16 protein-coding genes are annotated in these 19,946 nt (G+C 60.8%); 1 reads left to right on the plus strand and 15 read right to left on the minus strand.

Going from position 1 to position 19,946, the window contains the following annotated elements; translation table 11 throughout:
• Positions 1–3: 3 nt before the first annotated feature.
• Together M1L53_RS21200 and M1L53_RS21205 are read right to left on the minus strand one after the other, a co-directional pair.
• Positions 4–1,680: an Hsp70 family protein gene (locus M1L53_RS21200; RefSeq protein WP_232319025.1), complete on the minus strand. Its 1,677-nt coding sequence runs from the start codon at positions 1,678–1,680 to the stop codon at positions 4–6.
• Between the two features lie 149 nt (positions 1,681–1,829).
• Positions 1,830–3,149, minus strand: a complete 1,320-nt coding sequence (locus M1L53_RS21205; protein WP_054187546.1) for a UDP-glucose/GDP-mannose dehydrogenase family protein — start codon at positions 3,147–3,149, stop codon at positions 1,830–1,832.
• 108 nt (positions 3,150–3,257) lie between these two features.
• Here M1L53_RS21205 and M1L53_RS21210 point away from each other — a divergent pair, with 108 nt between their 5' ends.
• Positions 3,258–3,782 carry a protein-tyrosine-phosphatase gene (locus tag M1L53_RS21210; protein ID WP_003943651.1) on the plus strand — a complete coding sequence of 175 codons (525 nt, stop codon included), beginning with the start codon at positions 3,258–3,260 and terminating at the stop codon, positions 3,780–3,782.
• Here the strand turns inward: M1L53_RS21210 and M1L53_RS21215 are convergent.
• The 13 genes from M1L53_RS21215 to M1L53_RS21270 form a co-directional block, all read right to left on the minus strand.
• Positions 3,754–5,178, minus strand: a complete 1,425-nt coding sequence (locus tag M1L53_RS21215) for a polysaccharide biosynthesis tyrosine autokinase (RefSeq protein WP_054187547.1) — start codon at positions 5,176–5,178, stop codon at positions 3,754–3,756. The genes M1L53_RS21210 and M1L53_RS21215 overlap by 29 nt on opposite strands.
• Before the next feature lie 130 nt (positions 5,179–5,308).
• On the minus strand, positions 5,309–6,634 hold the full coding sequence (locus tag M1L53_RS21220; protein ID WP_054187548.1) for a UDP-glucose/GDP-mannose dehydrogenase family protein: 1,326 nt from the start codon (positions 6,632–6,634) through the stop codon (positions 5,309–5,311).
• A 55-nt stretch (positions 6,635–6,689) separates the two neighbouring features.
• Positions 6,690–7,658, minus strand: a complete 969-nt coding sequence (locus tag M1L53_RS21225) for a GDP-L-fucose synthase (protein ID WP_054187595.1) — start codon at positions 7,656–7,658, stop codon at positions 6,690–6,692.
• Positions 7,655–8,686: a GDP-mannose 4,6-dehydratase gene (gmd, locus tag M1L53_RS21230; protein WP_007726640.1), complete on the minus strand. Its 1,032-nt coding sequence runs from the start codon at positions 8,684–8,686 to the stop codon at positions 7,655–7,657. Before gmd ends, M1L53_RS21225 begins: the two co-directional genes overlap by 4 nt.
• Before the next feature lie 97 nt (positions 8,687–8,783).
• Positions 8,784–9,578 carry a WecB/TagA/CpsF family glycosyltransferase gene (locus M1L53_RS21235; protein ID WP_054187549.1) on the minus strand — a complete coding sequence of 265 codons (795 nt, stop codon included), beginning with the start codon at positions 9,576–9,578 and terminating at the stop codon, positions 8,784–8,786.
• Positions 9,579–9,583: 5 nt separating this feature from the next.
• Positions 9,584–10,750, minus strand: coding sequence for a glycosyltransferase family 4 protein (locus M1L53_RS21240; protein WP_054187550.1), 1,167 nt, complete (start codon positions 10,748–10,750; stop codon positions 9,584–9,586).
• Entirely contained in the window at positions 10,747–11,643 is an 897-nt protein-coding gene (locus M1L53_RS21245; RefSeq protein ID WP_054187551.1) for a glycosyltransferase family 2 protein, read from the minus strand. Before M1L53_RS21245 ends, M1L53_RS21240 begins: the two co-directional genes overlap by 4 nt.
• Complete coding sequence (locus M1L53_RS21250; RefSeq protein WP_054187552.1) at positions 11,640–12,851, minus strand: hypothetical protein; 1,212 nt, start codon at positions 12,849–12,851, stop codon at positions 11,640–11,642. Before M1L53_RS21250 ends, M1L53_RS21245 begins: the two co-directional genes overlap by 4 nt.
• Positions 12,848–14,059 carry a glycosyltransferase family 4 protein gene (locus M1L53_RS21255; protein ID WP_054187553.1) on the minus strand — a complete coding sequence of 404 codons (1,212 nt, stop codon included), beginning with the start codon at positions 14,057–14,059 and terminating at the stop codon, positions 12,848–12,850. The genes M1L53_RS21250 and M1L53_RS21255 overlap by 4 nt, the downstream gene beginning before the upstream one ends.
• Before the next feature lies 1 nt (position 14,060).
• Positions 14,061–15,386: an O-antigen ligase gene (locus M1L53_RS21260; RefSeq protein ID WP_054187554.1), complete on the minus strand. Its 1,326-nt coding sequence runs from the start codon at positions 15,384–15,386 to the stop codon at positions 14,061–14,063.
• Complete coding sequence (locus M1L53_RS21265; RefSeq protein WP_054187596.1) at positions 15,373–16,896, minus strand: sugar transferase; 1,524 nt, start codon at positions 16,894–16,896, stop codon at positions 15,373–15,375. Before M1L53_RS21265 ends, M1L53_RS21260 begins: the two co-directional genes overlap by 14 nt.
• An 875-nt stretch (positions 16,897–17,771) precedes the next feature.
• The gene (locus M1L53_RS34900; RefSeq protein ID WP_116057106.1) at positions 17,772–18,143 is read right to left on the minus strand and encodes a GNAT family N-acetyltransferase; all 372 of its coding nucleotides are present in this window, start codon (positions 18,141–18,143) and stop codon (positions 17,772–17,774) included.
• Positions 18,144–18,487: 344 nt separating this feature from the next.
• Positions 18,488–19,933, minus strand: coding sequence for a polysaccharide biosynthesis tyrosine autokinase (locus M1L53_RS21270; RefSeq protein WP_007726623.1), 1,446 nt, complete (start codon positions 19,931–19,933; stop codon positions 18,488–18,490).
• Between the last annotated feature and the right edge of the window lie 13 nt (positions 19,934–19,946).

Here is a 19,946-nt window from a genome sequence, read left to right on the forward strand (position 1 = left end):
GCCTCAGAGTCCGGGAATCGCTGGGAGAACCGGCAACAGAATCGGCGGAAGCCCCGGGATGTAGATCGCCGGCGGTGGCGGCGCGGGCGCGGGCGCGGGCGGCACGTAAGTGTCCTGCACGACTGGCGGAGCCTCGACGACCGGAGGGGCTTCCTCCGTCGTCGTCGGGGGCGCGGTCGTTGTGGTCGTCGGCGGCGGAGTAGTCGTGGTCGTCGGTACCGTCGTGGTCACCTCGGTTGCCACGGGTCCGGCGTCCTCGGAATCGAAGACCTTTCCTCCGTAGCCCAATCCCAGCCCCACGATCACGATCGCCGCGATCACACCGGCGCCGAGGCCCGCGAACCGTAGCGGGTTTCTCGGCTCTTTGGATGTCGATTCAACGGGTTGTGTCCCGGCGAGCCAGGACGGGTGTGCGGCCCCTGCCCCGGGTGCCTCGCCTTCGTACATCGCCGAGTACGCCTGGGCGTCAACCATCACGGCCTCGGTGTCTGCGTCACGTTCTGTGCCGAATCCGTCCGTGGCCTGGTCGCTGTCGGCGACCACGAGATCTGCGGCCGGATCGAATCGTTGCTCGTGTCGGTTCGGTCGCGGCTGAGGCAGTTCCGCCGCGTAAGGGCTCGGCACCTGTTCTTGCGGAACGGACTTCGTGCCGGAAGTGACTTCGGACAAGGCATTTGGCCGCTCCGATTCCGCGAGCGTTGCGACCCCTCCGTGGCTGAACGCCTGAACCGGAACGGGTACCTCCGCCGGGGTGTGGATCGGATACGGCGCAAAGATCGGCGCTACAGCCGGAACTTGAACCGGGGCAGATACCGCGCGCGCCGATGGCGTCATCGACGACTCCGCGATCAGCGCAGCGCCTTGAGCAGTCACGAGTTCCGGCTGCTCGGGCGCGATGAGGGGGCACTCCAGCCACGCGGCGAGGGTCGCCCGCACGATCGGAATGCGTGCACCGCCACCGATCAGGAGAATCGCGTCGGGGTTACGGCCGGACGTTGCGATGACCTCTCGTATCTCGCGTGCGAAGGCCTCCACCGACGTGACGACCAACGAATCGAAAACTTCCCGCGACAGCAGGAGAAGCCCGCCGGGGCCGGGCAGGCACACCGCACTTCGTGAGGACAGCTGTTCCTTCGCGAGTCGGCATCGCGCCTGCAGTTCGGCATCGCCGCCCGGGTCGGCCGGCGTAGCTATACGGCGACGCACGGTCTGATCCGAGTAGACGAGCTCGTCGAAGTGATCTCCACTGACCCGCGTCGACCGGGCGGTGACGACGGTAGACCGTATCTGCCTGTCCACAATGCTGATCGTCGATCCAGAACTACCGATGTCGACGACGACGAGTGTGCTCTGGTCGGTCAACGCACCGGACTCCTCGAGCATTCGAAGCGTCGCGATTACTTCGGGAACCAGCTCGAAGTTGTGGATGCCTTTCTGTTCGAACGCTGTTTGGAGTGCTCCGGCCTGTGCTTGATCCCGGTAGGCGACGACCGTATTGCTGCCGAGGTCGGCATTCTCGGTCAAGGCCACGCCGGTTGCCTCTGCTGCGACTTCCTCCGGAATCTCGCGGCCTCGATCGACCGCTCTGGATCGGAACACCGGACCACTGTGGTCGGGCGTCCCCGGGCGCGCCAAACGCACAGCGCTGGCTCCCACCGTCACACCCAAAACCAAGTTCATGATCCACCTTCGTCGACCGTCGACGGGTTCCGTCACCAGACCCCGTCATTCCCCGGCCGGAAGTCTACCCACTGGGCATGGTCTGCGAGGTTCGCGCATCTCACCTAAGGCCTTCTCGCAGCTATTTTTTCGCTACCTGGACGTTCGACCTACCGCCCCAATCCGCGATAGTTCCAACCGGCGGCGCGCCACAGGTCCGGATCGAGGCAATTTCTGGCGTCAACGATCACCCGCCGCCGAACGAGTGGTTCCAAATCGGCGGGCATCAGTGAGGCGAACTCGTCCCATTCAGTGGCGATCAAGACCACATCAGCATTCCTGCAAGCTTCTGACGTGGAGGTTGCGTAGTGAAGGGTGGGAAACAGTCGGCGAGAATTATCCATTGCCTTCGGATCGAAAACGGTGACCGCCGCCCCGTGCAACTGCATCATTCCTGCAACGTTGAGCGCAGGCGAATCGCGTACATCGTCGGATTCGGGTTTGAACGCGGCTCCCAGCACCGACACGTTAGCTCCCAGCAAACTGCCATCGCAGGCTGCCGTCACCAGTTCCACAGCTTTTGTCCGTCGTCGCATGTTGATGCTGTCGACCTCGCGGAGGAAGTACAGCGCCTGGTCGACACCCAACTCCCCGGCGCGTGCCATGAACGCCCGAATGTCCTTCGGCAGGCAACCACCGCCGAACCCCAAGCCCGCATTGAGGAATCGTCTACCGATCCGAGCGTCGTACCCGAGAGCGTCGGCCAACATCGTGACGTCGGCGCCGGTCGCCTCGCACACCTCCGCAATCGCATTGATGAAGGACACCTTGGTCGCGAGAAACGCATTCGCAGATCCTTTGACCAACTCGGACGTCGCCAGATCGGTCACGAGGAAGGGCACCCCTGCGTCCAGTATCTCGGCATACACCTCGCGAAGAACGCCTTCGGCGTTTCCCGGCCGGTCACGATCGATCCCCAGAACCAACCGGTCAGGGCTCAAGGTGTCCGCGATGGCGTGTCCTTCACGCAGGAACTCCGGATTCCAGGCCACTTCTACCGAGCCACCCGCCGGCGCAGTCGCTCGGAGCCGCTCGCCGAGAGCCGCTGCCGTGCCTACCGGCACCGTCGACTTCCCGACTATCAGCGAAGGCTTTCGCAACAACGGTGCCAACATGTCGATCACCGAATGAACATGACTCAGATCTGCGGCGTACTCCCCCTTCTTCTGGGGCGTCCCCACACCGACGAAATGGATGTCCGCAAAATCCGCGGCATCGGAGTAGGAAGTCGTGAACTGCAGCCGACCCGACGCCAGATTCTTCTCCAGCATGTCGGTCAGACCCGGCTCGAAGAACGGGACCTCCCCACGAGACAACTTGTCGACCTTGGACTGGTCGATGTCGACTCCCAGCACGTCGTGGCCAAGTTCGGCCATACACACTGCGTGGGTCGCCCCCAGGTATCCCGTTCCGAACACGGTCATCTTCATGTGTTGTTGGTATGCGTCCGAACTTTCCGAAACGCGTACGCCAGGTGGGCGCGAAACCAACATCGGGCGTACGACGAGTGCGTCGCGTGTGCAACCTATGCTTCTGCCATGCACGTTCTCTTCGTTTGTACGGGAAACATCTGCCGATCACCCACGGGCGAACGCCTTGCACGTGCTTATGCCGCCGAAGCCGGGGTCACCGGATTCACCGCCTCGAGTGCCGGAACCCGGGCGATGGTCGGACACCCGATCGAGCCAACTGCTGCGAGGGTTCTCGCGGGGCTCGGCGGCGACCCCACGGAGTTTCAAGCCCGACGCATGACAGCAGCGCTGGCCTCGGACGCCGACCTCATTCTCACGATGACCGAAAGTCAGCGAGACAAAGTCCTGGCGATGGCTCCGGCGCGGCTCAAGCGCACGTTCACACTTCGAGAAGCCGCACGGTTGGGCTCGCTCGCAGATGCAGGAACTGTCGAGGACCTCGCCGCCGCCAGACCCCGATTTCGTGCCACCGAACCCGAGGACGTCATGGATCCGATGGGTAAGGAAGAGAACGTGTTTCACGAGATCGGACTCGAGATCGCCGATCTCCTCGGCCCGCTGCTCAGCCGACTTCGCTTCGGTGAGCGTTGAGCGCGGGCACCGCGGTCAACTGCGGTAGCGACTTGTCCGACTCGTAGTAGTAGCTGTACTCGTACGCATTGCGTCCGCGAGACGGCGTCATCGTGATGACAGTGCCCAGGACGTGCGCACCCACACTCTGTAGGTTTCCGACCGCGCGCGCCAGTTGATCGCGTTTCGTGGAGCCGTGTCGGGCGATCACCAGGGCACCGTCCGACATCGCGGCCAGGACCGCGGCATCCGTGACGGGTAGCAACGGCGAGGCGTCGATGATGACGTAGTCGTATCGCGCCCGCAGTTCCTCGAGAACATGTTTGGCCGTGTCCGTGCCGAGTAGTTCGCTCGGGTTCGGCGGGATCGGTCCGGAGGCGAGCACTGTCAGCCCGTCGAACTCGGTCGGCTGAAGCACATCGTCCAGCGTCGCTTGACCGGAGAGCACCGAACTGACGCCGACACTTCCGAGCAATCCCAAATACTTCGATACTCGCGGCTTCCGGAGGTCGCCTTCCATCAGGCACACTGATTTGCCGGCCTCCGCCAAGACGAGAGCGATGTTCACGGCCGTGGTCGTCTTACCTTCGGAGGGAAGCGAACTCGTGACGACGATGACACGCGGCGGATGGTCCACCTCGAGGAACTGAAGGTTGGTGCGCAACTCACGGAAGGCTTCGGCACTCACGGAACTTCCGTCACTGAAAGCGATCGCGTGATTGACTTCGACGTCCTTGTCGAACGGGATCGTGCCCACCATCGCCGAACCCGCGATCTCTTCTACAGTTCGACGATCTTTCACCGTGTTGTCGAGTCGATCACGAATCAACGCAAGCGCGATCCCCACAACCAGTCCCGCCACCGCGCCGAGCGCGAGGTTGCGCGAAGTCTTGGGTGACACCGGAACAGTCGGCTGTTGAGCCTGCTGTTCGACGACCACACGTGCAGGCGGTGTTCCGCCGTTCTCGGGTGTCTCCAGTTCCTTTGCCAATGCCACGAATTCGGATGAGAGAGTGTTCGCGATCTCGCGTGCGAGTTCCGGTGACGCGTCCTTGACTGCGAGGTCGATCAACACAGTGTCGGGCGCCGACGTCGCAGTGACCTTGGAGGCCAACTCGTCAGCCGACATCCCGCCGACCACCCTCGGTCCCAGTTCGTCGATCGTCCGCTGTGCGAGTGTTCGGCCGGTCAGGAGTTTTGTATAGGACAGAACTCGCTGCTGTGAAAGTTGACTGCCCTGCAGTGCCTCGTTGACCGAGGTACCCGCCGACGTCGAAACGAACAGCCTCGTCGAGGCCTGGTAAACGGGCGTCGAAAGAAGAGAAGCGCCAAGGGCTCCGAGGATTCCGAGCAAGGTTACAGCAGCGACGATTCGCCATCTGGCTTGCAATATCTTCAGGTAGTCGACAATTTCCATCTTGATGTCTCCTTCGGCTCACGCATGTCCACTGCGGGTCTGAGCGGTCTTTGCCGGTCGGACCGCGAGGGCGAACCGGGCTTTATCAATTTCGATATAGATCAGCTGCGACGGACGAGACGTCCTGTGCTCACGGGCGTCCCAGTCCGCGGTAGTTCCAACCTGCGCCTCGCCAGGCGTCGGGGGAAAGGCAATTGCGCCCGTCGACGATCACTTTCTTGCGAACCAACGAATCGAGATCGGACGGCTGCAACTTCAAGAATTCGAGCCACTCGGTCAATACCAGGACGACATCGGCACCTTCGCAGGCCTCCAATGCATTTGCCGAGTAGGTCAGCGTCGGGAACAGCGCGCGCGAATTGTCCATGGCCTTTGGGTCGTACACGTTCACTGCAGCACCTTGGAGCTGAATCTGACCCGCGACGTTGAGCGCCGGCGAATCACGAACGTCGTCCGAGTCCGGTTTGAACGCGGCACCCAGAACTGCGACTCTCGCACCGAGAAGCGATCCGCATGCCTCCCGCGCCAGTTCGACCATGCGTGTACGTCTGCGCATATTGATGTTGTCGACTTCGCGCAGGAACGTCAATGCTTGGTCGGCACCGAGTTCACCGGCGCGAGCCATGAAGGCGCGGATGTCCTTCGGCAAACACCCTCCGCCGAAACCAATTCCCGCGTTGAGGAATCGACGTCCGATCCGAACGTCGTGCCCGATCGCGTCGGCGAGCACTGTGACGTCGGCGCCCGCAGCCTCGCACACTTCGGAGATGGCGTTGATGAACGAGATCTTGGTGGCCAGGAAAGCGTTCGCTGACGCTTTCACCAACTCCGCCGTCGCAAGGTCCGTGACGAGAAACGGAATCTCCTCATCGAGTAGCTCTGCATAAACTTCGCGCGCAACAGATTCCGCTCGACCGCGGACATTTCGATCGACTCCGAGCACAAGTCGGTCCGGGTGCAACGTGTCCTGGACGGCAAATCCTTCACGGAGAAACTCGGGATTCCACGCGACTTCGACGCTGTCACCGATCGGTGCCAGTTCCCGCGCGCGCTTACCGAGCCGTTCCGCGGTGCCCACCGGTACCGTGGACTTTCCGAAGATGACCGCGGGTTTGGTGAGCAGCGGCGCCAGCGTTTCGATCACGGCATCCACGTAGACCATGTCCGCGGCGAACTCACCCTTCTTCTGCGGCGTACCGACCCCGAGGAAGAACACGTCCGCAAATTCTGCAGCTTCCTCGTACGACGACGTGAACTTCAGTCGCCCTCGATCGATGTTTCGTCGTAGGACCTCGCCCAACCCTGGCTCGTAGAACGGAACTTCACCTGCTGCCAGTTTCTCCAGCTTTGCCGCATCGACATCCACTCCGAGGACCTCGTGACCGAGTTCGGCCATACAGGCCGCGTGTGTCGCGCCCAGGTATCCCGTGCCGAATACTGCTATGCGAGTGCTCATGTTGCTCGATCTGCTTTCTCGAGAGTGTGCGAAGTGTGTTGATGGGAAAAGTGATTCAGGTACGTACGGCACCGATGTTGTCGCGGTACCACGAGATCGTCGACGCGATTCCTTCGCGCAATCCGATTGTCGGCCGCCATCCGAGTTTCCGAATCATGCTCACGTCCAGCAGTTTCTGCATCGTTCCGTCCGGCTTCGAGGTGTCCCACCGCGTCTCTCCGGTGTATCCGACCTCCGTGGCGACTATCGAAGCGATCTCACGAATTGTGTGGTCCTCGCCGGTTCCGACGTTGACATGCGATGCACCGTCGTAGTTGTCGAGCAGATGCAGACACGCCGACGCCAAGTCGTCGACATGCAGGAATTCACGTCGCGGATTGCCACTCCCCCAGTTGACAACCGACTGGACTGCCGACGACTGCGCCTCGTCGTAACGCCGAACGAGGGCGGGAAGTACGTGCGATCCGTGCGGCGAAAAATTGTCTCCCGGGCCGTACAGGTTGGTGGGCATAGCTGAGATCCAGGGGCGACCATGCTGCCGCCTGGCAGCTTGAACATGGAGTATTCCCGCGATCTTTGCTATTGCATAGGCGTCGTTGGTCGGCTCGAGATGCCCGGTGAGCAGGTATTCCTCCTTGATCGGTTGCGGTGCCAATTTCGGGTAGATGCAGGATGATCCGAGGAACAGGAGACGCTCGACGCCGTGTGCGAGGGCAGCGTCGAGCACGTTCACCTGGATGCGCAGATTCTCCGACAGGAAGTCGACGAGGAAAGTGCTGTTCGCCGCAATCCCCCCAACTTTTGCTGCTGCGAGGATCACGTTGGTCGGCTTTTCGCGGGCGAAGAAATCGAAAGCAGCTTCCCGGTCACGTAGATCGAGTTCGGCCGACGTCTTTCCGAGCAACCTGGTGAAGCCCGCAGATTCCAGGTGTCGCCACACCGAAGAGCCGACCAGACCTCGGTGGCCGGCCACGTAGAACGGTGCGCCTCGATCGAGTGGTCGCGCTGCGAATGAATCACTCATCGCGTCGCCGACCAGTCGGGAAGTGCCGGAGTGTCGATCCACGGTCGCCCTTCGTGTTCGAGCGCTTCGATGTCTGCCTCGACCATGATCCGGGCCAGTTCGGGTGTGTGCACGCCGGCCTTCCAACCGAGTTTGCGCTCGGCATGACTCGGATCCCCGATCAGTGCGTCCACCTCGGTCGGCCGAAGATACCGTTCGTCGAATCGAACGTGGTTTTCCCAGTTCAGACCTGCATGTTCGAACGCGACGGTCAGGAAGTCGCGCACCGAGTAGTTGCCACCGGTGGCGAGCACAAAATCCTCAGGCTCGTCGACCTGCAGCATGCGCCACATTCCCTCCACGTACTCCGGCGCATATCCCCAGTCGCGAATCGCATCGAGATTGCCCATGTACAGATGATCCTCGATACCTGCCTGGATGCGTGCGACCGCGCGCGTGATCTTCCGCGTCACGAATGTCTCACCACGCCTCGGGGATTCGTGATTGAACAGAATTCCGTTCACAGCGAAGATCCCGTATGCCTCACGATAGTTCTTGGTGATCCAGTACGAGTACACCTTCGCCGCACCGTAGGGCGAACGTGGGTAGAACGGTGTCTCCTCGTTCTGCGGTGGCGGTGTGGCACCGAACATCTCGGAACTCGACGCCTGGTAGAACCGGCAGTCGAGTCCGGCCATCCGAACCGCTTCGAGTAGTCGGATCGACCCGACGCCAGTGGTGTTCCCGGTGTGTTCGGGTTCGTCGAAGCTGACCCTGACGTGAGACTGCGCAGCGAGGTTGTACACCTCGTCCGGCTTGATCTGCGCGAGTAGTGTCACCAGGCGCGCTCCGTCACTGAGGTCACCGTAGTGAAGAAAAAGTCGAGCATCCGCATCGTGCGGGTCAACGTAGATGTGGTTGATCCTCGAAGTGTTGAACGTCGAGGATCGACGGATCAGTCCGTGAACCTCGTAGCCTTTGGAGAGCAGCAACTCGGCAAGGTAAGAGCCGTCCTGCCCCGTGATTCCGGTAATCAGTGCGCGTTTCATCCTGCGTTCCTTCCGTTGCGGGACAGCCCGCCTGATAGTTGCGAAACCACGGTTGTGGTCCGTAGTCCTCCGAATCGCTCGGCAGTCTTGATCTCGCTCATGCGCGTCCCCCCAAACGGCCGAAGACTTTTCGTATGTCACGTGATGCCAGCCGTATGAATGTCGAGTTACCGAACAGGTAGCGCCGCCACAGACGTTTGGGTTCGGATACAAGTCGATACAACCACTCGAAACCCGAGTTCTGGACGAAAGATGGTGCCTCCGAAACAGTTCCGGCCAAGAAGTCGAAGGCCGCGCCGACACCGACGGCCACGTAGTCGGTTCGATCCGCTATCGCCTTCGTGACAAAGTCCTGCTTCGGCGCACCCAGACCGACCCACACGATGTCCGGTGACGTCGGATCGACCTTCGCGATGATGTCGTCGACGAACTCCTTGCTGAACGCGGCAAACGGCGGGGCATATGTGCCGGCCACCTTGATTCCCGGGTATAACTCCTCGACTCGATCCGTCAAGAGACCCAACGTCTCTTCTGTCGTGCCGACAAAATGGTGACGAAGGCTGTAGCGGCGTCCCTTGTCCAGGGTGGCCTCGAAGAACGACGGACCCCGGACTGGTCGAACACCGACGTGATCGGCGGTGCCGCCGATCAGGCGCATCACCCAGCTGACCGGGGTTCCGTCTGCGAAGTTCACACCGGGACCCTTCAAAACCGCGGAGTAGTCGCGATCACTGTGCGCCGCCGACACGCAGTAGGAATTCGACAACCTCACGGAGACTCCGGTTCCGGCTCCCTCTCGTCTGTCGTTGACCACCCAATCGGTAGCTCTCTCGAGATTGGTCGCGGCAAACGGAATGCCACCCACCTCGATGACCTCGAACGGACTGCTCATCTGTCTCACCACTTTTCCGAGTTCGTTTGTCGACGTTCATTGCACTGGCCGTAGCTGCGCGACAAGACCGATGTCAACCGGGACCGAGTCCAATCACGTTGCGGTTCAAAGAGAGAAAGCTCGGTCTCGACAATCGATCGAGCGATACGAGAGGCGAGAGTCGACGCCGGAGCAACCGGGATCGTCACGGCGTTCCTACCTGCCAGTGTCGGCACACCGCCGAGATCCAAACAGACCACCGGCAGGCCCACCGCAGCCGCTTCGGCCGCCACCCAGCCGCCCGAATCGTGCATGCTCGGGAAGAGCAGAGCGGAGGAGGCCCCCATCTCGCCCACCACTTCCGATCTGTCGCGCCATCCGCGAAGCGTGATCTGACCGCGCCGATACGGAAGCGACTTCTCGATCCGCCCGCGGGCGGGTCCCTCCCCGACAAAGGTCATGGACCACTCGGTACCCAGCTGCTCGAGCGCATCCAGAATCAGGTCGATTCCTTTGTATTGCAACAGTCTTCCTACGAACAAGAGTCTTCGTTTCGGTCTGGGTACCGCTTGCTTCTCGATTCCGTCGTAGCCCAGAACACAATTGGGTTGGACGACGACATTGCGTGCCCGCGGTGCGCCACGTCCGCTGTCGGAGTTCATCGCGATGAAAGTGTCAACTCGTCCGGACATGAAGATGTGTGTCAGTGACCGAACGGCTTTCGTCGAGCAGGTTCGAACTACCGTGGATGCCAGATACCGCATACCGATGCGCTTGGCGAGCCGCATCGGCGGGTAGGTGTTGCCCCCAGCAGGCCCCCATACCAGTCGTACTCCGCCGGCTCCACCGAACAGCACCGGTGGGGGCAGCCAGTCGGAGGCGAAAGTTGCATGGTGCAGGACGTCGAAGTTTGCCGCTTCACGCCGAACGAACAGTGAAGTGTGCCAGAGCCATCGGAGGTATCGACCGTACGATCCGGCTTCTTCCGCGGGCAAAGTCGCTATTCGCACGACACGAACCTCGCAACCGAGCTGTTCACACTCTGATTCCAATGCGGGAGCCTCACCGGAGCGAGTCACCACCGTGATCGACTCACACAGTTCGGAAGCTGCCGAGAGAAGCGCCCAACCCGCACCGGATTCACTCCCCTGATTCGGATCGCAGGCGTATGCCGTCATCAACAACCGTGTCATCGCGCTATCACCAGCCTCTGTGCGCGCGGCGTCCGAGAATCGCTGCGGCTGAATCGCTCTGAGAACCAACCGATGTTGCGTGCACCGTTGTCGAGAACCACGCGCTTGATCCGTGGACTGATCAAGGCAACGGGGATCAACGTCGCCGACGCGAGTACGAGCAGAGCGCGTTTGGCACTCTGAGCCGCCAACAGTGGCAGCTCGAGCTGTCCCTGACAGACCGCGAGGATTCGTCCGTTGTTGACATACCGGGCGAAGAGCCAGGAATCCCGACGCCGATCCTCGTCTACCGGTTCGTACGCAAGCGCCTCGTCGCACCACACCAACCGGACACCGCCGGCGCTCATCCTGAGCGTGAACTCGGTGTCCTCGCCGCCAGGTAGATCCCAGTCGTCACTGAAGTTCAAGCCGTTCAAAGCCTTCAGGTCCAACAACAGATTTCCAGCGCCTGCAGACGCAACCGGGGTGCCGGTCGAATGGCGAACGCGAGTGTGCAATGGAAGTTCCGAGGCAGGCAGACCCACCGGAATCACAGGACCGGCCACAGCACCTGCGTCGAAATCTGCGGCGCAGGTGAGGAGATTCGACAGCCAGTCGACATCGACGTACTCGTCGTCGTCGACGAAGACGATGTAACGACGATCTCGTGCACGGGCGAGATCGACCAGCGCACGTCGCGCCGGAGATACCCCGCCGAATCCGAGATGCAGTCGTTCGATCCCGTCGGCAACATACGTCGGCGTGGTGGATTCCGGATCGTTGTCGCCTACTACGACCTGGGCGGAGGCACCGGAAGCCTGGATCGATGCCCGGACGCTCTCGATGCAGACAGCCAGTTCCGATTCACGACGAAAGGTCAGAATCGCCACTACGACGCCGTTGGGATTCTTCATGAGAGGTCAACTTTCGGTCGGGCGTCACGGTTCATCGAAACCAGAAGTGCGACGCTCGCGCTGGCGCACGCCGACACGGCCAATGCTCCTGCGACGTATACGGCGCTGTCGGTCAGTCCCGCCCCGAGAACGATCAGAAACTGTAGAGGCAACAGCATGGCGCGAAATGTGTTGAGGTTTGCGGTCTTGTCCACGACGCGGATCGAGGTACCGACGCCCAGAAGAATCCCGTTGAACGCCACCGCCAACCCGCACAGCAGAATGACCGGTATCAAGTTCGGAAAGTGCGGCCCGACCAGATGATCCATCAATCGCACTCCCGAGAGTCGAATCTCGAGCGTGAGACAGATCAGCGAAACGCAGATGATCGAAACCCAGAAGATCTGCAAGCCCACTCGGCGGCCGAGTGCCATGCACTCGCTCGGGCTCATCGCTTCGACACCACTGCCGAACTTACGCATCAGAATTGGCGAGATGCCCGCGAACATCAAGGACAGCGGACCGAGCAGTGTCTGGGCAGTTCTGATCTCACCGATCATCGAGATCGACGCCACCACAGTGAGTATCAAGAACATCGCCTGCTGAGCAGCTGATCCCATCAATATCTCGATCGCAAACGGCACTGATCTATATCGGTGAGTGCGCGAGTACCTGATCGACGGTACCGGCGGTACCAGACGCATGGATGCGTGACCGAGAGCGAGCGCGACGAAGACACCGACCGTATAGGTCACGAGTGCAAGTGTCAGATTCTCGACCAGGAAAGCTGCAATAAGGACGAACGAGAGTGTCACGATCTGTATCGACACAGAGATCCAACTCGCACCGTCGTGCATCAGCATCGTGCGTATCACGTCCAACACCACGAAACCAGCTGCAGCCAAGGCGTATACCGTGAGATTCATCGAGTCCGAGCCGGCGATCACGAACAGTGCCCACACCGATGTCACCGATACCGCCGCCAGCACGATCGTGGGCGCCAACGCCGGTCCACGCTCGTCGGACCCCGCCCCTCGCGACAGCCAGACGTCGACGCCGATCGCTCTCCCCAGTGCCAGTGCCAACAGACCCGCCGATTGAATCACGGCAACCTGGCCGACTTCGATCGGACCACCGAGTCGTGCCACCGAGGTGAGAACGACAAAAGTGAGGACGCTCGAAAGCCCTTGATCGGCCATGAATGTCACATGCCGAGTGCGATCTTTCACGATCTCACCTCGTCGATGAGCTCACGCATCGACGTCGCCGCTTTGCGCGATGTGAAGCGATTCGAGTAGTGACGATAAGCGGATCTGCGTATCGCCGATCGATCGTCCGCTCCGAAGATTCGATCGAGGGCCTCGCGTATCGACGACTCTTCCAAGGTATGGAGAGGCGTTCCGCCCGGTCCGACGATGTCCGCGAGTGCACCGTTGGTTGCGTAGATGACCGGGGTGCCAACCGACATCGATTCGATCGCAACGCGTCCGAACGGTTCTGCCCATTGAGACGGCACCACGGACGCCGCACTGTCGCGAAGTATCTCGATCACATGTTCGTGCGAAGTGAATCCGGCCAGCGTGACGTTGTCGAGAGCTGCGCTTATGCTGGAGATCTCGCCGTACTGCGGTCCGTCACCGAGAACTGTGAGCGAGGGACTTCCAGCGCCCTGCGGCCAGTTGCGCACCAAATCCAGGACGCCCTTCTCCGGTGTCAGTCGGCTGACGCACACAACCGAATCAGTGCTCCGAAACTCGGGTTCATTTTCTTCGAATCCGAAGTTCGGACGAACCACGACGCGGCCAGAACTGATCAGTCGTCCTTCGACCAGACGTGCTGTCATCGCGCTCGTTGCGACGAACCTGTGCTGCTTCCACCCAAAGACGCTCAGCTTGACCGCCGTAGCGCTCAGGTAGCAGACAAGGCTCTGAAGTCGGCTGTTTCCGTAGCATCCGTTGCGGACACAACTCGTGAAGTATTTGGTGGAACCGCATTCGGTGCACGTGCCATCTGCGCGCAACTTGGCTGACGGTGTGGCGAGGCGATAGTTCCGAACCGCCTGCAACGTAGGAATTGCGGCGGCTCTTAAGGCCACGAGCAACGAAGCCGAGAACGCCGGCCAGAGATTGTTCACGTAGATGACGTCGGGGCGCTCCGAACGGATGATGCGCAACGCATCGACGAGTACGCGAGGACTGAACACTGCGGTGACTGCCGCCCACGGTCCCCGGGAGATCTTGGAATTCTCGGTGGTGCACTGAACCGTCTCGTATCCGATCGATTTCAGGAGCTTGGATTCGTTGGCGAAGCTCTGCTCCTCACCACCCGGATTCCGATAGATCGCATGGAACATCAAGGCTTTCGGCGGCGTGAATCCACCGGCGGACGTCGGGTTCACTTCAGGCTTCGAACGCGCTACATCGAACGACTTGTACATCTCAGTGACCTCCTCTTCGCTCCGGAGCGAACCTGTACGCGTCGTTCTTGTCGCCACGAACCCCACGGATCGACAACTCGGCGTTGCCCGCACTGTGAGAGCGGTGGGTCGAGGGTCCGTACGGCGCCAGGAAGACCCATGCGATCAGCCACATGGCGCCGAAGAAGAGCGTCGACTCCGTCAAGTCCATCGAGAAGACGAGAACCATGATCGCGACGACGGCGATGTACTCCGTTCTGCTGCGGGCTCGCCCGAGCGCCGTGCTCAGAAGCAGGTAATAGCCGGCCAACAGCAGCAGGAATCCGATCCAACCGATCTGCAGCCGAATGTCGAGCATTCCGTTGTGTGCGCTGGTCGCCGGAAAGGACAGCTTTGACCGAATCATCTGCCCCACTGCACTGTCCGGCGCCCACACCGAGCCGAAGCCCCATCCGAGCAGAGGCCGCTGTTCGGCGTAGTAGTCGGATACCGTCCAGAGATGTAACCGGCCGGTCAGCGTGACATCTCGCGAGAGTAGCGCCGCGACATCGGGTCCGAGCACCTTCATCGCGCCGGACACCCCGAGGTACAGGCCGATGATCACAGTCGAGGCGAGGTGAGCGTTCGGTGTCCGTCGAAAGCACCTCAGAGCAACCATTGTCGCCAGCGCAATCCCCGCAGCAACGAGACCGGTCTGGCTCCGGGCCTCGAACAACACGATGCCGGCGACAGCCAGCGCCGCCACCCACGGAATACGCTTGACGTCGGGAAGCATGAGCATGACACCGACAAGTACAACTTCGATGGCAGCCATTCGTCCCAAAGTGTTCTTGTGCGTGAAGATTCCGCGATAAGCAACGGCGCGGGTGTCCACGTCGATGCCAGTCGAAGGATCGAGGAACACGACCATCAACGACAGCACGAGAAGTACCAGCAAGGTGAGGGCAACAGTCCGCACTCGCACCGCGAAGGTCAACTCACGGGCGACGATGATTCCCGTGATCGCCAGGCACACGACGACGATGCCGGCGACGGCGGAGTTCCGGGGCAGTGTCGACCAGTACCAGCTGGTTGCCGGGACGCCGGCCGAGATCATAAGCGTGAAGACAGGCCACGTCGTATTGCGTGAGAATCGCCGGTCGAGGAAGTAGACCAACGCAATTGTCGCCGAAAGAACGGCCGAACCGTGTACGAGCAACGATCCGAGCGCTGTCCTCTGCGTGTACGCCTGAAAGGCTCCGCTCGCGCCGATGACCGCGATCACCAATGCCGTTCGCAAGATCAGCGGATTGTTCGGTGCCTCATTTTCGCAAGGCGCCGGTACCGCCTTCTTGTCAGTAGGCGCCATCACTTCCCACCACCGCCTTGAGCGTCTTCGCGACGATCATGACGTCACCCATCATCGACCAGTTGTCGACGTAGGAAAGATCCAGGCGGACAGTGTCTTCCCACGAAAGATCAGAACGTCCGCTGACCTGCCACAGGCCGGTGACACCGGGCTTGACCAGTAGCCGACGACTGACCGCGTCGTCGTACATCTCGACCTCGCGCCGAAGCGGTGGCCGCGGGCCTACAACGCTCATCTCACGCCGGAGGACATTGACGAACTGGGGCAACTCGTCGATCGAGTATCGGCGCATGAATCGACCGACCGTCGTCACACGCGGATCGTCTCGCATCTTGAAAAGCACTCCGGCGCCTTCGTTCTCCTTCATCAGCGCCGTGACCTGTGAATCCGCATTCTGGACCATCGAGCGGAACTTGAGCATGGGGAACGGCTGACCGTCCAACCCCATCCGCTCGGACTTGTACAGAACCGGCCCCTTGCTCGTGAGCTTGACGGCGATCGCAGCCGCCAGTAGCACCGGACTGATCACGGCGAGTACCACGGTTGAGAAGACGATGTCGAAGGTCGTCTTCGTGAACTTCTGCGCGCCGTGATAGCGCGGACGCTCGACATGGATCAGCGGAAATCCAGCGACCGGGCGCATCGAGAGCCTCGGCCCGGACACATCCAGAATCCCCGGTGCGACAACAAGGTCCACATGATCGCGCTCGAGATCCCAGGCCAGCTTGCGCAGCCCTTCCGGTCTGAGTCGCTCCGACGCCGTCACCGCCACCGTGTCGGCACCGACCTGTTCGAGTGCGTCGGTGACACTGTGCTCGTCTCCGAGCACCGGAATGTCCCGACCGTTCACTGTGACAACTTCGCCCACGTCTCCTCCGTAGCCGGGTACGCAGACTCCGACAACTCGGTATCCATGGGCATCGTCGCGCTCGAGGTTGCGTGCAAGATCGACAACCGCCCCTCGCACACCGACCACAAGTACGGCAGTTCGAAATTCACCTCGGGCTCGCTCACGAGCAATCACCCGTCGCCAGATCCAACGACTCGCGATCAAGGCGGTCAATCCCATCGGAAACGCCACGGCAAGGAACAGGCGCGCGATCTCCAGGTGAAGGAGAAGGCTGGCGATCGCAATCAGTCCGAACAGGCGGAGCGTTCCGACAGCGATCAATCGGTACTCTTCAGGGCCGCTTCCGATCACACGAGGAGATCTGGTCCGAAATACCCTCAGTACGGCAAACCAGCCGATAATCAGGGCGAAAGACAGTGCGGTGTAGCTGAAATGGCCGAATGCTTCACCGTCGACGACATCCGCGTCGCTACCGAATCGCCACCATTGAGCCAGAAACACAACTGCCGCAACGATGATCGTGTCGGTGATCGCCAGACGACGAAGATACGCAGATTGCCATTTCCTGCGTGCGGAAACTCCACCGGCCCTCTCCGGCGTTACTCGTCGGTGTTGTTGTGGCCGCTCTTTCGTGGGCGCGGCCATCTCGAGAACCATCATGTGTTCAGAAACCTTTCCCCATGCACAGAATTCGGCCTGAAGATGTTCACCGGCCGAGGTCCATCGGACCGCCTTGCCGATTCCCGAAACTTCGACAGCGAAGCAACTGCTCCGCATTGCTGCGTTCAGTGCGTATGGTCGCATTACGTGCGCCTTGCAGTTAACCCGGCGACTATTGTCAGGCCTCGGCCCAACTGTCGATTATTGCGGCATTGCCGCAGCTCACACCCCATGATTGAAGCAGAGTCCACTAACAACCCAAACACAGGACGATCGGCGATTTCTCCTCGCCCGCTGACGTCGCCGGCCTCGATATTGCCAGGACTCACATCTTGGCAACTCTTCGGCTAGCTGGTCAGTACCAGTGAGGAGTTTGCCACATTCCGGACAGCGTGGCAATGGCGCTTTCCGAAGTTCTTCCCGACGCCAGCATTGACGTCAGTTATTCACCCTCCGACAAGAAGGAGTGAACATTGCTCACCATTACCATTGCGTACCTATAGTTTTCATCGCCTAGCCCATTTGGGCTCCGCGTTTGGACGGAAACCAGCACGCGGTTGGTAAACACTCTGCAATCCATACTTTGATGCGCTCAGCGTCGACTCAGCCCTGGACGATTGTTCGACACTTCGCCTCTGGGCGTCTTACCTACTCCTGGCCGGCATTGCGCGAACCTACGATCGGGCGACACCGAGAATTCAGACATGCAAAAGGAGGAGTGTGGACCGCCAGCGATCGCCGGTGATGTCCTGAAATAGTTGCAGCACAGCCCAATTAGGGACATGCGAGTTGCGCAGCCGCTCGGCTGCAAAGCGGGGCGACTGCTACCGATGGCTATGGCTATGGCCATGGCAAACGTGTGTGGCCGTGTAGGGTCAACGGACGCTCGACACGCTCGTTCGCACCCAGTAGCGGAGCGTGTCTCTCGAACAACCGACATTGCGGGACAACTGATCAGCTGGGCGCACGCTCTCGAGTAAACCCCCGCACGCTTCGATTGCCTTACGCGAAACCGGGTTCCTTTCGTCGCAGGTAACCAGGACGCGACTGAGCCCCACCGGGTCGCCGACATACGCGAGCGCCTCACCCAGAGCAGTCGACGCTATCCCTTTCCGGCCCTCCGACCGACGGACCCGTGGCCGATATGACCACCGACATCGGCCAAGAACTCGTTCATGCTGAGTCGCAGCTGGCCGACAACCCCCGCACCCGCTGTCCAAATCCATCGAGGGATGCCAGATCGACATCTAGGCGTTGCGAAACTCTCGAGGCCGAATCGGGCTGGTCCGCCTGCGGTCCGCCACACTCGCTACGCGATTCCAACCAAGACGCCCAAGGCCCCGTCGGGCGCAACCAGATCGACAGTCATAGAGGCACTGGTCAAGCAGGGACAGCTCAGACCGCAGCGTCACATCCCGCATGCCCGTGCCTACCCAATTACTGCGACGGCCGATGAACCCGTATTCCGCACTGCGCGTCGCAGACTCAGAGGACCCGACTAGAGAATTGCGTCCGATTCACCACACAGAGAAGGGCCCTCGAGCATTGCTCGAGGGCCCTGTGAGGCGTCGGGATTTACCGTACGACCAGGTCAGATGACTGTCGACGTGACCTTTCGTTCGCCGACTGGATTGCTGTCCACGGACCCTTCCACGGCCACGTCAGCGACAACCGGATCGGAATCGTAGTAGTACTTGTACTCGTAGACACCACGACCGTTCAGCGGGGTCATCGTGATGACAGTACCGAGAATCGTCGCGCCCACACTGTGGAGATTGCCGACCGCCCTGCTCAGCTGTTCCCTCTTCGTCGTGCCGTGACGAGCAATCACTAGCGCACCGTCCGCCAGCGCTGAAAGAACTGCAGCATCCGTAACCGGAAGCAACGGCGAGGCGTCGATGATGACGTAGTCGAACCTTCTGCGGAGATCGGTAAAGACCGCATGGGCAGTGTCAGTGCCCAGAAGTTCGCTCGGGTTCGGGGGAATCGGACCTGAGGCAAGAACCGTCAGGTCAGCATTGCTCGTGACTTGAAGTACGTCGTCGAGATCTGCTTGCCCGGCCAGGACCGAGCTCAGACCAACGCTTCCGATAAGTCCCAGATACTTCGAAACGCGAGGCTTACGGAGGTCACCTTCGACGAGACACACCTTCTTGCCTGCCTCGGCTAACACGAGTGCGATGTTCACCGCAGTCGTGGTCTTTCCCTCGGAGGGAAGAGAACTCGTAACGACGATGACACTCGGTGGGCGATCCACGGCCAGGAACTGCAGATTGGTTCGCAGCTCGCGGTACGCCTCGGCACTTGCGGAGTTGCCCTCGTGGAAGTTGATCGCTTGATGAACTTCGCGTTCCTTGTCGAACGGAATTGTTCCCACCATCGCCGCGCCGGCGATGTCTTCGACCACCTTGCGCTCTTTGACGGTGTTGTCCAGGCGATCACGCACCACAGCCAACCCGATCCCCAGCAGAAGCCCGATCGCGGCACCGAGCGCCACGTTCCGCGAAGTCTTCGGCGACACCGGTTCCGCGGGAGTTTGTGCTCGCTGTTCGACAACGACGCGCGCAGGTGCTGTGCCACCATTTGCGGGCGTACCCAGATCTTTGACCATCACCACAAACTCGTCCGAGAGCGCATTTGCGATTTCACGTGCCAGTTCAGGCGACGCATCTTGCACGCTCAAATCGAGCAGTACTGTATCCGGCGCCGATGTGGCGGTCACCTTGGACGAAATCTCCGCAGCGGAAAGCCCGCCGAGTCGATCGGGCCCGACTGAATCGATCGTTCTCTGTGCCAGTGTCTCGCCGGTAAGGAGCTTGGCGTAGGAAGTGACCAACTGCTGTGAGAGCTGGTTACCTTGGTAAGCCTCGTTCACGGTTGTTCCGGTAGAAGTCGACACGAACAGGCGCGTGGAAGCCTGGTAGATCGGCGTGGCAATCAACGAGGCGCCCAATGCGCCCAAGATCACGACCACAGTGACGACAGCGACTATCTTCCACCGTGCCTGCAAAATCTTCAGGTAGTCCCGTACATCCATCGTCGAATCTCCT

The organism is Rhodococcus sp. T9N (genome assembly GCF_024436645.1).
Taxonomy (GTDB): Bacteria; Actinomycetota; Actinomycetes; order Mycobacteriales; family Mycobacteriaceae; genus Rhodococcus_F; species Rhodococcus_F qingshengii.